The organism is Xylocopilactobacillus apis, assembly GCF_033095965.1.
GTDB classification, from domain to species: Bacteria; Bacillota; Bacilli; order Lactobacillales; family Lactobacillaceae; genus Xylocopilactobacillus; species Xylocopilactobacillus apis.
The window spans coordinates 1,595,283-1,611,231 of sequence record NZ_AP026801.1 but is presented as its reverse complement, the minus strand read 5'-3'; the positions used below and the strand labels follow the sequence as shown (position 1 = coordinate 1,611,231).

The window sequence follows — 15,949 nt, the reverse complement described above, 5'->3', positions numbered from 1 at the left end:
TAACATATTTGACCTAAAATGAATGAGAACCTTTAGGGGGATATTTTATTTTGGAGGTAGAAAATGTTTTCTTTTTTAAAGCCGGCTGCTGATGCGAAGGAAAAAGTGCCGGCTGATAAGGTTAAAAGTACATATACGAAGTACCAAATTGGTGCTTTTATTGCAATTCTTGTTGGTTACAGCGGGTATTACGTTGTACGACAGGTTTTTACCGTTGAGCAGCAGGACATAATGCACGTTTATCATTTTTCAACATCTCAATTTGGGGTAATCCTTTCGTGTTTTGGAATTGGTTATGGGATTTCGAAGTTATTTATGGGTGCATTCAGTGATAAAAGCGATAGTAATCGTTATCTAGCAACTGGATTAATTGTTTCATCAATTTTAAATTTTCTTTTTGGGACAACACGTAACTTTTTCGTTATTTGTCTTCTAATGATAGTAATGGCAGCAGCTCAAGGAATGGGAGCAGCGGCTTGTCAAAGAATTATTCAATTATGGTGGGGTAAGACACGGCGTGGTTTCGTTTATGCGGTATGGAATACGTCAAAAAGTTTTGGATCGTTAATTTGTGTTTCGGCAATCCAGTTAGCTGCTTTTCTTTTTTCACATTCAATTTCGATGGTATTTTTTACTACAGGAATTATCGGAATTTTTATGGGAGTAATTGTTTTAATATTTGGTAATGATCGTCCGGCAGCTGTAGGGCTACCAAGTATTAGTGAATACACGGGGGATGAAGTCGTACTTGATAGTGGTAAAAAAACTAACGAAGAGTTAACCGATTTAAATGTAGTTCAAATTTTAGTGCGTTATATTTTAAAAGATAAATTAGTTTGGGCTGTAACTCTGACTTCAATGTTTTTGTATTTGGTTCATTATGGGGTTATTAGCTGGATTCCTAGTTATTTGATTCAATTTAAAGGATTTAGTCCAACATTTGCAAAATGGTTAGTGGGAATTTTTGATTTAGCAGCAATTCCAGGAATCATACTAGGTGGATTTTTGTCCGACATTTTTAAAAATCGACGGGCAGCCGTCTGTGCGGTCGGTGTTGTAGGTGTTATCTTATGCCTAATCTCATATCTGGTAAGCAATAATCACGCTGTATTGGTAGTGACGTTAATCCTTTTAAGTAACTTTATGGTGGCGCCAATTAATTTAGTTGGTTTAATTATCAATGAAGTAGTACCAAAATTTGCCGTTAGGACCTCTACTGGTTTTATGGGATTCTTTCAGTATATTGTTGGTGAAACAGCTGCAACAGCAATGATTGGTTTTTTAGTTGAAAAATTTGGCTGGGGGATGAACATCACAGTACTTTTCGTGGCAGCCGGTTTTGCTTTATTACTTTTGCTTTATATTATGTCTACAGAGAAGAAACTGGAAAAGGCATGATAATGGTTAATAATAAAAGGAATGGTGAATTAGTGATGTCAAAGAATAATGAATCCTTACAAGAGACTTTGAGAGTGATGACAAATTCTTATTTGTTTTCGAAAATAAAACGTGGTGACGAACAATTTAAATCAGGTAACTATAAAGTTCATGATTTAGAAGAAGAATGATTCAGCTCGCGATCATTATTAAAAAGCACTTTCTGGTGCTTTTTTATTTGATATGATTTAACTAAATAAGAAAAGGAGAGTTACCAATGTTATTGCTTAGTAAATCTGATATCCAAAAATTTTATAGCCTTAAAGAATGTATGAGTGCAGTAGAAAAGGCTTTTGAACTTTTTTCAGCTGGTGAAGTTGAAGTACCTTTGAGAACTCAAATAGTGAAGCATGATCAAAAAAGTAGTTTTTTGTGCATGCCAGCTTTTTGCGAGAAAAAAGAAGCATCTTGTGTAAAAATTTTAAACATGTTTCCGGATAATATTAAACAAAATCTTCCTTCGATTAATGCGCAAGTTTTAAATATTGATGCAAATACAGGGGTTATTAACTGTATTATGGACGGTAATTATGTCACCCAGCTAAGAACAGGAGCTGCAAGCGGTGTTGCTTTAAAATACTTAGCCAATGAGAATTGCCAGATTGGAGCATTAATTGGGACCGGTGGACAGGCTGCCGCGCAATTAGAAGCAATGCTAATCGCCAGAAAATTAGATGAAGTCAGAGTTAGTGATATCAATTATGATCGAGCGAAAGATTTTGCTGCCAAAATGAATGAACAATTGGCTGAATATGGCTCAAAAATTGTTGCAGCAAAAGATCCTAATGAAGCAATTGAAGATGCTGATGTGATTATTTCTGTTACTACTTCCAAAAATCCTGTTTACGATGGCAATAAAATTAAAGCTGGGGCTACGATTTGTGGGGTTGGATCATATCAGCCGCAAATGGAAGAGACGCCAGTAGAATTATTAAAGCGCTCTTCCAAAATTTATTTTGATTCAAAAAGTGCAGTCTTAGCCGAATCAGGTGATATCTTGATACCTTTAAAAAATAAAGAAATTAAAGAAGATCGTTTCACCGGTGAACTAGGTCAGGTAATTAACGGCAGTTTAAGAGGACGCGAATCCGAAGACGAAATCATCTTTTTTGAAACGGTAGGAATTGCCGCACAAGATTTAATGACAGCCAAGTCGATTTTTGAAAAATCACAAGCAAGTAATTTAGGTACGAATTGGTAACTTAAACTTAAAAAAATATTTCAAAATTTATAAATTTAATAAATTAAGCGATTCAATTTTTGAAAAGAATTATTACAAAAATTGAATCGCTTTTTTATAATGCCTGTGGTTACTGGATTTATACCGTACTGTTTAAATATACAGTAACAAGAAAAAAAAAAAAAAACAATCTTTTTTCGCCGTGATGATATAATCTCTTCAGAAGATAATTTTTATTAAATGAATGATTTTTTAGTTAAGGAGCTGTGAAGTGGATTTGAAATCAAAAAAAAGAAACCGCCGAATTAAGAAAATATTTCTTTGGCAAATTCTAATTTTAATGATTATTCTGTCTTTATTTGAAATTCATCAAAATATGAAAACTAAAGCAGACAATCCGAGCACAGATCTTAGTTCAACAAGCTTAACTGCCAAGTCATCTCCAGTTCAAAGTGAGAGCAAAGGGGTCTCAGATCAAGCAATAAGTCTTGATCAGAAGAACTATTATCCCGGCCAAAAAGTAATTACAGGAGCGATTAAAAATCCGTCTGCCCAGCACTTAACAATAACTTATCAAGATCAAAACGGACAAAAACACGACAATGTTCCTTTAACGATCCAGTTAAAAAGCAATTTAAATCAGCAGAGCTTAAGAACTCGTGATATTGATGAAACTGAATTTCAAGCTCAATTGCCAGCAGATCTGAAAGTTAGCAGTCAACCAGTTACGATTACAGCACAAGATCAAATCGGAGCAAAGAAAGAATTTATTCTCCAACCTCGTGATAGTTGGTGGGAAGTAGTTGGTGGAGTACTAACTATTCATCCACATGATTTAAATGCTGATAGAGATGCTTATATCTATAATTGGCCATGGACTAACAATTCGAGTATTAAGAAATTAGTAGTTGAACCAGGAGTTACTGGTTCTGGTTCAATTAAAAATGTATTTGGGGACTTGGTAAATATGACTTCAATTGAAGGATTAACTAATCTTGATACAAGTCAAGTTACTGATATGAGTCGGATGTTTAGATTTTGTCAAACATTAAATGCTACTCTTGACTTGAGTGGTTTTGACACAAGCAAAGTAACTGATATGAGTCAAATGTTTTATGGTGCACCATTGGGGGTGGTTTTATTGGTTTGGATCACTTCGATACAAGCAGAGTAATAACAATGAAAGAAATGTTTTATAATTGTTATGTGGCGAGTAGTATAGATGTTACACATTTTGATACCAGTAATGTTTATGATATGACCAGAATGTTTTACGGTTGTAGAAATCTTTCTATTTTGGACCCATCTAATTGGAATGTCAGTAATGTTCAAAATATGACTGAATTATTTCGAGATTGCGGTAATTTAACAAATTTAGATTTAAGTAACTGGGATACCAGTAAGGTAAGGGATATGTCCAAAATGTTTTTAGTTTACTATACCCTTCCTAGTAAAAACGTATTTGGTTCATTAACTAATCTTAACTTAGGCGGTAAATTTAGTACGGCTAATGTTCAAAATATGAGTGAGATGTTTTCTTTTCAAAGAAAATTGACAACTCTGAATCTGAATAATTTTGATACAAGTAGTGTTATAGATATGTCTAAAATGTTTTATGGCTGCTCATCAATACCAAGTATAGCTTTAAATACCTTTGATACCAGTAAGGTTACTGATATGAGTCATATGTTCGATTCTTGTACGTCATTAACTAGTCTTGATATTAGTAATTTTGATACTAGTAACGTGATCAATATGAGTTATATGTTTTCTAACTCGTCGCTATCAACGCTTGACCTTACTAGTTTTAATCCAGTTAAAGTTACTGATATGAGTTTTATGTTCAACTATTGTACATCATTAACTTCTGTAGATTTATCAACTTTTGATAATAGTTCTAGTCTTACTACGATGGAGTCGATGTTTAGTAATTGTGAAAAACTATCAAGCCTCGATTTTACTCACTTTAATACAAGTAACGTTATTAATATGCAAGAAACATTTTCTAATTGTAGTGCATTAACGAGTATTGATGTATCGCATTTTAATACAAGTAATGTTATTAATATGAAAAAAATGTTTTCTGGTTGTAGTTTGTTGCCAAGTCTTGATGTGACAAATTTCAATACAAGCAAAGTTACCGATATGACTCAGATGTTTGGCTATTGTTTATCGTTACCAAGTCTTGATGTTACTAATTTTGATACTAGTACTGTTACCAGTATGCGTGATATGTTTTCTGGTTGTAGTTTGTTACCAAGTCTCGATGTGACAAATTTTAATACCAGCAATGTTATTTATATGGCTGGTATGTTTTCTGGTTGTAGTTCTCTTTCTAATCTCGATGTAACAAGTTTTGACACCAACAAAGTAATTGATATGAGTTCCATGTTTGCTAATTGCTCATCAATACCGTCAATTGATTTATCTCACTTTAACACCACTCAAGTTTTAAACATGTCTTCAATGTTTTCGGGTTGTTCATCACTTTTAGCTCTTGATCTGACAAATTTCAATACTAGCAATATTGGAAAGGTGAGGTTACCAGGTTCTCAATTTGGAAATATGCGCGAAATGTTTAAATCTTGTACCAATTTAACAAAATTAAACATTAGTAGTTTCGATGCTTCAGCAATTTATAATAGTACTACGGGAATGTTATCTAATACTCCGAAACTTTGGCAGATAACAGTGGGACCTAAGAGCTTTAAAACTTATACTTCAACTGATTCTGGTTTAATTGATCCAACGCCAGGGAGAAGAATTAATGATATTGATAATCCATTAGGCGAATATTATTGTCGAAATGGAAAATGGCAAGAAGTTGTTGGCCTAGGTTCAGTCCATGATCCAACGGGAGTATCTAGAAGTGCGCAGGAACTTTTAGATGATTTAAGAATTAATGGTGGCACTCACACTTATGTTTGGGATCCAAATGGTAAGTTAGAATTTACGGTGCCAAGTGAAATTGATTTTGGCAGCCACGTTCCATCTGTAAATATTGAACAGTATTTGAGTACGAATCAAAGAATAACCGTGACTGATAGCCGTAACATAAGAACCGGAGCTAGATGGCAGGTAGATGTGGCTGCCAGCAGCCTAGCAAAAGATAATGATACTAGTATGGTAATTGCGGGAGATCCGCTTTATATTCAGGATAATAACAGTTTGCGTCATTTAGACACTTCATTTAAATTATTCGAAGGGACGAGCACTGGAGTTGGTTATCAGGATCAATCTGACTATGATTGGAAGCTCATGTATCAATCAGCACCTAGATCTGTCCCTGCAGTGGGGAACTATAAAGGACGTTTAACGTTCACTTTGATTGCTGATACCCCTTAAAGTTCACTAACTGTCCACACTTCCTATAGTGGACGCCTGACAATTACTAAATGTAATTTGTATCATTAAGATTTTCTGGCAAGTCTCATAAGAGGATAGCTTAATCATGTGTACCTTTAAAAATCAAAAATTAACAAGTTAGATGTTGGTTTATATTAAATTGTGATATAGGCATAATTATATTTAAAAGTATCTTTTATTTATTTCTTAAATTCTATTTTATAATTTTTAGGCATTTGATTTTTCATAAATTAAATTAAGTAATATTTCAGTGTAAATAATAGGAATTGATTGTAAATCTATTATTGATTTTTTTGAATTTATATTTCCCGGCAGCGTGATCGTATTTGAAAAATATTTTGATAATTCAGCTTGGGGATTTAAAGTAATTAAATAAGAATTTAAGGGCAGCTCATCGATAACACCTGACAAAAAATGAGCTGTATTTTTTTTTGCGCCGTCAATCGAATAAAACACTATTGTTGATGAATCACTCAAGTTTGTAGTTAAATGTTCGGCTTTCATAAAATCGTCAGCAAATAAAGAAATATATCCAAGGTCGATTAATCCATCACTTAAAAGTTTGGCGGGTAATGAAGAATAGTGAATTCCTAATATATAATTAACATTTTTATTAATTAGGTCATGAGCCAATTGTTCCATTATGTGAATATCACAATTTCGTAATTGGTTAAGTATCCGCTCATAAATATTTAAGTATTCATCAATAATATCGTCATTTCTTTTTGATTTTCCAATTGTATGAATGTAGTTAATCATGTTAAAGCGAAAATCTTTATAACCCTGGTATCCCAGAATTTTGCAGAATCTTAAAACAGCACCAGTAGAAGTGTGGGCTTCGTCAGCTAATTTAGTAATTGTAAAGAGTTCGACACTTTCAGGGTGTTCAATAATATAATTTTCTACTTTAACTTCAGATCTAGAGAAATCTTGATGATGATTTTTAATGCTTTCGATGATATTCATATAGAATCCTATTCATTTTATTACTAATAATTTTATCAAATTTTTAAAAAAAAATTTCAGAAATGTTGTTAGCGATTTCAAAAAATGATAGAATATTTTTTGTGAAAATTATCAAAAACATTTGATTAAATTATCAAAGATAAAATAGATGGGGGTATTTGATGGATTATGAGAAATTAGCTAAAGATGTTGTTAACGATGTTGGTGGTGTTGATAATATTGAGGTCGTAACTCACTGTATGACGAGGTTAAGATTTAATTTAAAAGATGTATCACTTGCAAATAAAAATGATTTAGAAAATTTGCCTGGTGTTTTAGGAGTAGTTTATGCCGGAGAACAGTATATGGTTATTTTGGGTAAAAATTTACTGCCAGTTTATGAACAAATAACTAAAGAATTTAATTTAAAAACTTCGGATCCGATTGATGAGAATTTAGATCATCCAAGGAAAGAACCTTTAACTTGGAAAAATGCAGGCAATAAAATTATAGGTTTCATATCATCATCTATTACACCTTTAATACCAGGGCTTATTGCTGGTGGCATGCTTAAGGTTGTTCTTCTGCTGATTGTTACATTCATCAATCAGCCATTTTCAAAAACCTCGGGTTATCAGTTAATCTCAGCAATTGCAGATGCGCCTTTTTACTTTATGCCAATAATTGTGGCCTACGGTGCTGCTACAAAACTTGGTGCTACTCCTGTTTATGCAATGGTAGCAACTGCCTCACTGTTGCATAATAATTTTCTAACATTGGTAAGTGCTGCAAAACCAATTACTTTATTTGGAATTAGTGTTCGTCCGTTGAGTTATGGTTCTACTCTTCTTCCAGCACTTCTTATTGCGTTAGTTTGTTATTATGTTGAAAAATGGCTAAACAAAATAATTCCCGGTATTTTTAAATCGATTTTCGTAGGAATGGGCACAATTTTTATTGCGGGATCTTTAGGGTTCTTAATTCTTGGACCAATCGGTAATATGCTAGGTCAGGTAATTGCGGCAGTATTTATGTTCCTTAATGCAACAGTTGGGCCGTTGGCAGTAGGTCTATTAGCAGCAGCTTTGCCATGGATGGTAATGGCTGGCATGCATACAGCCTTGATTCCATTTATGACCCAAATGATTTCAAAACCGGGATACGATCCCATTATTCGACCAGCTTTTATTCTTCATAATATGTCTGAAGGTGGCGCTAACATCGGCGTTGCATTACGTTCAAAAAACAAAGAATTCAAAAGTGAATGTTGGTCTTTAGCTATTGGGTGTATCGTTGCAGGAGTCACTGAACCGGCTATATATGGTGTCAATTTAAAATTAAAAAAGCCAATGTACGGGGTTATGGCTGGAGGATTTGCCGGCGGTCTAGTTGCAAGTCTTTTAGGAGCACGAGCTTACCTAATGGGATATTCAAATGTTCTTTCATTACCAATTTTTGAAAATACAATTTGGGCGATGGTTGTAGGAGTTATCGTTTCGATAGGAGTATCTGCAATCGTAACATTTATATTATATCGAGATGATGAAGAAACAAAATCTGTAACTAAACCGGTTAGTATTAATCATTCTGATGATGATATTGTCGCAGTTTCAGATGGAAGCTTAATGGATATTTCACAAGTTTCTGATGAAGCATTTGCTAGTAAGGCTTTAGGCGATGGAGTTGCTTTAAAATTAGCTAACGACTTTATTTGTTCTCCAGCAAATGGAACCTTGGTGACGCTTTTTCCGACTGGACATGCATTTGGCGTGGTAACCAAAGACGGAGTAGAATTACTCGTTCATATTGGAATTGATACGGTTAAAGCTCAAGGTAATGGGTTCAATGTTTTGATAAACCAAGGTGATGAAGTAAAAGCAGGGCAACCCGTTGTTAAAGTCGATCGAGATAAGTTGGAGAATGAAAATTATGATTTAACAACGATTTTAGTAATTACCGATGACAAAGATAAAAATATTGAATTAAAGAGGACAGGTTTTGTTAAATCTGGCGATAAAATAAATTAGGAAGGAACAAAAAATGTTAAATAAAAAATTACCAAAAGACTTTATGTGGGGCGGAGCGACCGCTGATTTTCAATATGAAGGAGGTTTTAATGAAGGAGGAAGAGGTCTTCTTTCACATGACTATGAGACAAATGGTTCAATTGAGCATCCTCGCCATCATACAATGAAAATGCCAGATGGCTCACTTATTAATCCTAGAAGTTCGTTTATTGATGCAGAAGACGTGCCGGATGAAGCAATGCCAATATTTATTGATGACCAATATTACCCAAGTCATCAAGCTGTAGATTTTTTTCATCGATATAAAGAAGATATAAAGTTAATGGCGGGAATGGGGTTCAACGTATTTCGCTTTTCAATCTGTTGGAGTCGTATTTTTCCAACAGGTGAAGAAGAAAAACCAAATGAAGAAGGTTTGAAATTCTATGATGATGTAATTGATGAACTAGCTAAATATAAGATGCAACCATTAATTACGATTTGTCATGATGAACTTCCAATGGAATTAGTGCTCAAGTATAATGGTTGGGCTTCACGTAAAGTCATTGATTATTATGTAAAATATGCAGAAACGCTTTTTGAAAGGTATGGAGACCGCTGTAAATATTGGTTAACTTTTAATGAAATAAATGCAATCAGGGGGTTTGGACCAACAGGTGTTAGAAAGTCTAATGGTCAAGATCGTTATCAAGCTGCTCACAACATGTTTGTTGCTTCTGCAAAAGCCGTTCAACTAGGACATAAAATGATGAAAGACAGTCAATTTGGAGCAATGTACGCGATGAGTGAAATTTATCCAGCAACATGTAAGCCAGAAGACATGTTCTTTCACCTACAAGAACATCGGGAAAATTGGTATTTTATCGATATAATGGGCAGAGGATATTATCCTAATTATGCACCAGAAGTTTGGTCTCATCATAATGTAAAAAATATTGAAATGGCTCCTAATGATAAAAAGGATCTCATGGATGGACAACTGGATTTTATTAGTTTTAGTTATTATCGTTCTAATACTGTAAAAGATGGTGATAAATGGTTTAACGTTGGAGGTTCCACTAATCCTTATTTAAAAGAAACGCCATGGGGCTGGCCTGTTGATCCACTTGGACTGCGTTATTGTATGAATGAAATTTATGATCGAATTCAAAAACCAATTTTTATTGTTGAGAATGGAATGGGTGCAATAGATCAGCCTGATGATAATTTATATGTTTGTGATGATTATCGAATTGATTATTTAAAAGAACATTTATCAGCAATGGCAGATGCAATAAACATCGATCATGTACCATGTCTTGGATATACTATGTGGGGTCCAATTGATCTGGTATCACTATCAACTGGTGAAATGAAAAAACGTTATGGTCTTGTTTATGTTGATATGGACGACTTAGGAAATGGTACGTTAAAAAGGGTTCCAAAGAAATCATATAATTGGATGAAACGCGTTATTGAAACTAATGGATTGGCTTTAGAAGAATAAAAATAAAAGCATCCCGTAATCGTTGGAATAAACGATTATGGGATGCTTTTTTGTAATTTATTTAGTTGTTTATCTGTTGATCCTGTTCAATTTTTAATCCGATTATCCACATTATTACTAAGACGTAATTTTCAATGGATCCAACTAAATTGCTATAGTTAGCATTATTCGCAAGAAATCCCAGTAAATGATTAGTTCCGAACCCGATTCCGCCGATAATTAAAGATAAAACAACGATTTTAATAAAGAAGTAATCGTATTTATAATTAACGCCAATTAATATTGGTAGAATAGCGAGATTCCAAAAGCCAATTTCTCTTTGCCAGTAAATAGATAATCCGTATTGAGAAGTTTCTCCCAGTAACTTTGGCATAAAAATTTGAATAATAGCGGCCCCGGCAATTCCAAGCATCGCTATGATAAATGTAAAACGTAAGAATTTGTTCATTCTATCCTCCTTGAATTTCTAACTTTTTTCTGAGGTGGATCTTATATTTTAACGGAGGATAGTTTCATTCTATCATAGTTAAGTTTAGTGCTTATTTTTTGCTGGATAATACAAAGCTGCTTGAGATACATAGGAAGGATTATTTTCAAATAACTTATATGCAGTCTCCATGTCATAGGTCTTTCCGTCTGATGAGAAAACGACTGCAAAACGATTTTTACTTGTATCGGTACCGTCAGTCATTTCTTTATCAGTTTGCCAATTCTTCTTTACTTTAATTCCTGCCGGAGCAATCAGCATACTGATGTGAGTTTTCGTCTGAGGGGAACTAAAGTTAATTACCAGACTGCCATCCGGATGGAGTAAAACCTTATCAAAATTATAGGTCTCTTTAGGACCTCCACCAGCTATGTTGAATGTAAATGTTTGCTTTTTGAAATCCAAAACATTTGGATTAGGATTGTCAGCGGCAGGCGAGTCAGTGTAAAGTCCGCTTAAATAGTCATAATGATTGATATTGGTAATTTCAACAGTTGTTTTTGGCAGCGAAGAATTAATTTTTTGAGATGAAGAGCTATTACTAGAACTTTTACTGCTCGTTGATGACTTAATATCCGGTTTACTTTCTGATTTTGCCGATTTTTTAATGACACTGGAAGATTGAATGTGGGACTTTTGTTGGGACAATTGTTTATGATCATTTTTCAATTTAAAGACAAGAAAAATAATCACAATTAATAGGACGATAATTGAGATAATTGCAATCGGAGTAAAATTTCTTTTCTGTTGTTTTTCGGGTCTTCTGTACATTTTATTGTTCTTCTTTAATTGCCTTTACCATTGTAAGTGAATATATGAGAACCATAGTTTTGTGAGGAATAACCATTTGTTTCAAAATCTTTATAAGCTGGAGTCATGTTAAATGTTTTCCCGTTATCATTTGATCCGGCAATTGAAAATCTGGCCACTGATTTATTAGTTACATCGTTTATTTCATCACCTGTTTGCCAATTTTTTCTAATTGTATTACCCGGAGGAGCCAGTAAAATGCTTTGATACATTTTCATGAACTTGTCTCCGTTTCCATCATATGCGTTGTAATGATAATCACCACTCACATTAATTACGATGCTTTGATCAGGATGACGCATTACTTTATCAAAATAATATACTTGTTGTTTGCCAGGAGATTCAGAAGTGAATCTTTTTTGGTCAAAATTTAAAGTGCATTCTGCGTTTTCTGCTGTTTTATAGATACCGTTCATATAATCGTACTGAGAGAGATCAGTTACTTCAACCGAGGTTGGAGTTTTAGCTGGATTAACTTTTTCTTCTTTAGGCTGAGAGCTGCTGCTTGCTGCTTGTGAACTGCTCGATGAGCTCTTTGAAGATGAAGATGACGAAGACTTAATTCGGCTTAAAGATTCTGCCGTTCTTGAACTAGAAGCTTCTTCAGCGTTTTGATGTTGAACTGTTTTCAATTTGATCGCAAGTAAAAGAACAATTACTGCGAGTGCAGCAATAATCGTGATAATAATAAAAGAATAATCATTTTTTTTCTTTTTTGGACGTTGATACATTGTTAAATAATCCCCAATATCTTTGATTTAAAAGAACTATATTAATAACGATAGCACTTTTAATGGAAAATATTCAATATGTAATGCAAAATAAAAAAGCCGCATTTTGACCTACGACTTCTCATTTTAAATGCGAGATTGCATATTCAATTTGCTGATCTGAAAATGGTTCTCTGTCATCCATCATCCATTTTTTTGTTTCTTTAGCTGAATGAGTTATATTTTGATATTCACGCGCTTTTTGTAAAGCTAATTTGTTCCAGTCCACTTTAACATGCTTTATGGCATAATTTGCCTGCGAAGAAGTAAATCCTTCATACTTTTTTGAACTTAAAAGATTGTAGAGCCCTTTTTCTGAATCAGAAAAGGAATCCAGCTTAACATAATTTTGGGCACACTTTAGAGCCATCTTATTCCAATCAGCCTTGATATGTTCAACTGCGTACTTTGCTTGGGATGACGTGAATTTAGATCCATCTTTAAAAGTCAGTAGTTTATAAATTCCATCCTTAGATTTTGCAGAAGTATCTCCCAGATAGTTATTCGCAGATTTTAATGCTACTTGATTCCAGTCAATATTAGCTTCCTTGATGGCTTTTTTAACAGTTTCCTTACGATAGTTAAAAGAATCTCCGGTTAAAAATTTATAGGTTTCGTGTTCGGACATTCCATCGTCAGCAAAATTTTTTACTTCTTTAATTACATCTTCCAATGAAGAATCATCTTTTGAAGAAGAATCGCTTTTAGAAGTTTTTGAACTGCCAAAACTCCAATTTAAATTTGTTTTTGACCCGATAGGAGCAACGCTTAATATGGCTAAAATTAAAATTATCCAGAATTCCCAATGGAGATAAAATCTTTTATGAGCTTTGGTATTTATTCTGCTGGTATCTTTGAAACGATAAAACTGAGAGTTATCGCTCGAGTTCTCTTGAGAGTAACCGTTCATTTTATCATTATAATTTGATGTTTCCTTTGTATTTGGTAATTTTATGTTGTTTATTTTATTCATAGTTCATACTATATTCTTGCTCTAATCGAAGGGTCAAATTTCTTAATATCCATTTTGCTGATGTCAATTAAATAATCAGCTAATTTGTTGGGATCTCGATAAGATAAACGGGCAGAGTACGCTTCAAGCAGCATTGAAAGATTCAAACCAGATAATAAAGAGCGATTCTTAGGATCTTCAATTACAATTTCTGCTGCAACATTATAAGGAGCTCCGCCAAAGATATCGGCCATGAAAAGGAATCCATTTGAATTTATCAAATTTTTAAGTTCATGTTCAAGTTTTTCTTTTAAATCAGATGGACCAATCTCGGGAGTATAACTTATCGTTACAACATCTTTTTCTTTGCCGAAAATAATGTCAGCAGCATTCTTAACTCCAGCAGCTAAATCACCGTGAGAGACTAAAATTAGACTTATCATTGATCCTCCTTTTTAACTAGATCATACTTGAACCAACAAAAAAGGGCAAGGAATTAAATTCCAATGCCCTTTAAAATTATTCTTCAGTAACTGGTTTTCTCAGCATTCCTAGAATTACACCAGAAATAACAGCACCAATTGCAATATATAATATGTATAGAAGTGGATTAGTAGTTAAAGCAATAACGAAAATTCCACCGTGCGGAGCCAAAAGTTTAATTCCTGACATTCCGACTAACCCACCAGTTACTGCAGATCCAATAACAAATGAAGGGATCGCTCTGGCAGGGTCACTAGCGGCAAATGGGATTGCTCCTTCGGTAATAAATGAAAGTCCCATAACGATATTTGTTAAACCAGCTTCACGTTCTTGTTTAGTAAATTTGTTTTTAAATAGAAGAGATGCAACAAAGATTGCAAGTGGGGGTGTCATCCCACCGGCCATGACAGAAGCCATTGCAACACTTCCACCACTGGCAACGGTACTAGCAAGTGTAGCGGTTCCGAAGACGTATGCAGCTTTGTTGAAAGGACCACCCATGTCGACTGCCATCATTCCACCGACGATTAGGCCAAGAATTGCTGCATTTGCGCCAGTTAAGCTTGTAAGGAATCCATTTATTCCTTGATTGATCCAGCCCATTGGAATGTTAATCACCAGCATAATAAATCCAGTTAGGATTACACCAAGAACTGGGTAAACTAAAATTGAGATAATTCCTTCAATTGAGCGGGGTGCGCCTTTGAACCATTTCTTTAAAAGGATCATTAATCCACCAGCAATAAAACCACCAACTAAAGCACCTAAGAAACCTGAAGGGATCGTCGCATGTTTTGGATCTAATCCAACGTTTGTTAAATTATAACCGCTAGCCGCTAGTGATCCAGCTACAAATCCGGCTACTAGCCCAGGCTTTTCTGCAATTGAATAGGCAATATAACCCGCCAGAACAGGTAACATAAAGTTAAAAGCAGAATTACCAATTTGTTTAAAGAAGGCAGCTAATGGATGATACGTACCCAATTGTGAAAGAGCATTTTGGGGAACTCCCATGGTCTGATCGATTAGAAAAGCAAGAGCAATTGCAATACCACCACCGATAACGAATGGCAGCATTGCTGAAACACCACTCATTAAATGCTGATAAAATGCACCTCCGACTGTTTTCTTTTCACCATCGTTAGCTGAATTATTGCCGCTATTATTAGCACCGTGAAAAATTGGAGCATTGCCGCTTAAAGCTTCAGCAATAAGGTTTTCGGGTTCCCGAATTCCAGCAGCTACTGGTTTTTGAACCAAATGTTTTCCGTCGAAACGATCCATCTCGACTTTTTTATCAGCTGCGACAATAACTCCGACTGCTTTTTTAATTTCAGCAGGAGTTAATCGATGTTCAACACCACTTGCACCATTGGTTTCAACTTTGATATCAATGTTTTCTTTGGCAGCTTCTTTTTTCAGAGCTTCTTCTGCCATATAAGTGTGAGCAATTCCAGTAGTACAAGCAGTAACAGCTACCAGATAAGGACGATTTTCGTCGCTGCTTGTTTCAATTGAAGGCTCTTCCTCTTCTTCTTCGTCATCGATTTTAGTGTTTTTAAATAAATCGATCACGTCTTGGGGAGTGTTAGTTTTACGAAGTTCACTAACAAAACCATCTTTCATTAAATAACGTGATAAGGATGCTAAAGCCTGCAAGTGAGTGTCATTAGCACCCTCAGGAGCTGCAATCATAAAGAAGACATAAACAGGCTGACCGTCTAAAGCTTCATAATCAATTCCATCATTACTTTTGGCAAAAAGCACAGTTGCTTTGTTAACGGCAGAATTTTTGGTGTGAGGCATTGCAATTCCTTCACCTAAACCAGTTGATGTTTGTTTTTCGCGCTTCCAAATTCCTTCCTTAAATTGCTCAACATTGTTGACAATCCCGCCTTTTTCCATTGAAGCGGCCATTTCGTCAATAGCTTCAGATTTATTTTTAGCTTTAAGATCCATAATCATTACATTCGGATCTAAAAGATCAATAATATTCATGAATTCCT

Annotated in this window: 14 protein-coding genes; 7 read left to right on the top strand and 7 right to left on the bottom strand. The window is 34.5% G+C overall.

Features of this window, described 5'->3' with window-relative positions; translation table 11 throughout:
* Nucleotides 1–63 precede the first annotated feature (63 nt).
* From R8749_RS07580 to R8749_RS07560, 5 genes are all read left to right on the top strand, one after another.
* Nucleotides 64–1,398 carry an MFS transporter gene (locus R8749_RS07580; protein ID WP_317695583.1) on the top strand — a complete coding sequence of 445 codons (1,335 nt, stop codon included), beginning with the start codon at nucleotides 64–66 and terminating at the stop codon, nucleotides 1,396–1,398.
* A gap of 2 nt (nucleotides 1,399–1,400) precedes the next feature.
* A complete protein-coding gene (locus R8749_RS07575) occupies nucleotides 1,401–1,568 on the top strand; it encodes a hypothetical protein (RefSeq protein WP_317695581.1) in 168 nt (55 codons plus the stop codon).
* An 86-nt stretch (nucleotides 1,569–1,654) separates the two neighbouring features.
* Nucleotides 1,655–2,638, top strand: coding sequence for an ornithine cyclodeaminase family protein (locus tag R8749_RS07570; protein ID WP_317695579.1), 984 nt, complete (start codon nucleotides 1,655–1,657; stop codon nucleotides 2,636–2,638).
* A 250-nt stretch (nucleotides 2,639–2,888) separates the two neighbouring features.
* A complete protein-coding gene (locus tag R8749_RS07565; protein ID WP_317695578.1) occupies nucleotides 2,889–3,791 on the top strand; it encodes a BspA family leucine-rich repeat surface protein in 903 nt (300 codons plus the stop codon).
* A gap of 5 nt (nucleotides 3,792–3,796) precedes the next feature.
* Nucleotides 3,797–5,962, top strand: coding sequence for a BspA family leucine-rich repeat surface protein (locus R8749_RS07560; protein WP_317695576.1), 2,166 nt, complete (start codon nucleotides 3,797–3,799; stop codon nucleotides 5,960–5,962).
* Between the two features lie 228 nt (nucleotides 5,963–6,190).
* Here R8749_RS07560 and R8749_RS07555 read toward each other — a convergent pair whose 3' ends face one another.
* Entirely contained in the window at nucleotides 6,191–6,949 is a 759-nt protein-coding gene (locus R8749_RS07555; RefSeq protein WP_317695574.1) for a MurR/RpiR family transcriptional regulator, read from the bottom strand.
* Nucleotides 6,950–7,110: 161 nt separating this feature from the next.
* Between R8749_RS07555 and R8749_RS07550 the strand changes: the two genes are divergently transcribed.
* Nucleotides 7,111–8,955, top strand: coding sequence for a glucose PTS transporter subunit IIA (locus tag R8749_RS07550; protein WP_317695571.1), 1,845 nt, complete (start codon nucleotides 7,111–7,113; stop codon nucleotides 8,953–8,955).
* Between the two features lie 13 nt (nucleotides 8,956–8,968).
* Nucleotides 8,969–10,441 (top strand): glycoside hydrolase family 1 protein, encoded by a 1,473-nt coding sequence (locus R8749_RS07545; protein ID WP_317695568.1) that lies wholly within the window; start codon nucleotides 8,969–8,971, stop codon nucleotides 10,439–10,441.
* 61 nt (nucleotides 10,442–10,502) lie between these two features.
* Here R8749_RS07545 and R8749_RS07540 read toward each other — a convergent pair whose 3' ends face one another.
* The 6 genes from R8749_RS07540 to R8749_RS07515 all read right to left on the bottom strand — a co-directional run bounded on the left by R8749_RS07540 (nucleotide 10,503) and on the right by R8749_RS07515 (nucleotide 15,941).
* On the bottom strand, nucleotides 10,503–10,889 hold the full coding sequence (locus R8749_RS07540; protein ID WP_317695566.1) for a hypothetical protein: 387 nt from the start codon (nucleotides 10,887–10,889) through the stop codon (nucleotides 10,503–10,505).
* 84 nt (nucleotides 10,890–10,973) lie between these two features.
* Nucleotides 10,974–11,699, bottom strand: a complete 726-nt coding sequence (locus tag R8749_RS07535; protein WP_317695563.1) for a hypothetical protein — start codon at nucleotides 11,697–11,699, stop codon at nucleotides 10,974–10,976.
* A 14-nt stretch (nucleotides 11,700–11,713) separates the two neighbouring features.
* Nucleotides 11,714–12,469, bottom strand: coding sequence for a hypothetical protein (locus R8749_RS07530; RefSeq protein WP_317695561.1), 756 nt, complete (start codon nucleotides 12,467–12,469; stop codon nucleotides 11,714–11,716).
* Nucleotides 12,470–12,590: 121 nt separating this feature from the next.
* Nucleotides 12,591–13,481 carry an Ltp family lipoprotein gene (locus R8749_RS07525; protein ID WP_317695559.1) on the bottom strand — a complete coding sequence of 297 codons (891 nt, stop codon included), beginning with the start codon at nucleotides 13,479–13,481 and terminating at the stop codon, nucleotides 12,591–12,593.
* 8 nt (nucleotides 13,482–13,489) lie between these two features.
* Entirely contained in the window at nucleotides 13,490–13,903 is a 414-nt protein-coding gene (locus R8749_RS07520) for a PTS sugar transporter subunit IIA (RefSeq protein WP_317695557.1), read from the bottom strand.
* 76 nt (nucleotides 13,904–13,979) lie between these two features.
* The gene (locus R8749_RS07515) at nucleotides 13,980–15,941 is read right to left on the bottom strand and encodes a PTS fructose transporter subunit IIABC (RefSeq protein WP_317695554.1); all 1,962 of its coding nucleotides are present in this window, start codon (nucleotides 15,939–15,941) and stop codon (nucleotides 13,980–13,982) included.
* Nucleotides 15,942–15,949 lie beyond the last annotated feature (8 nt).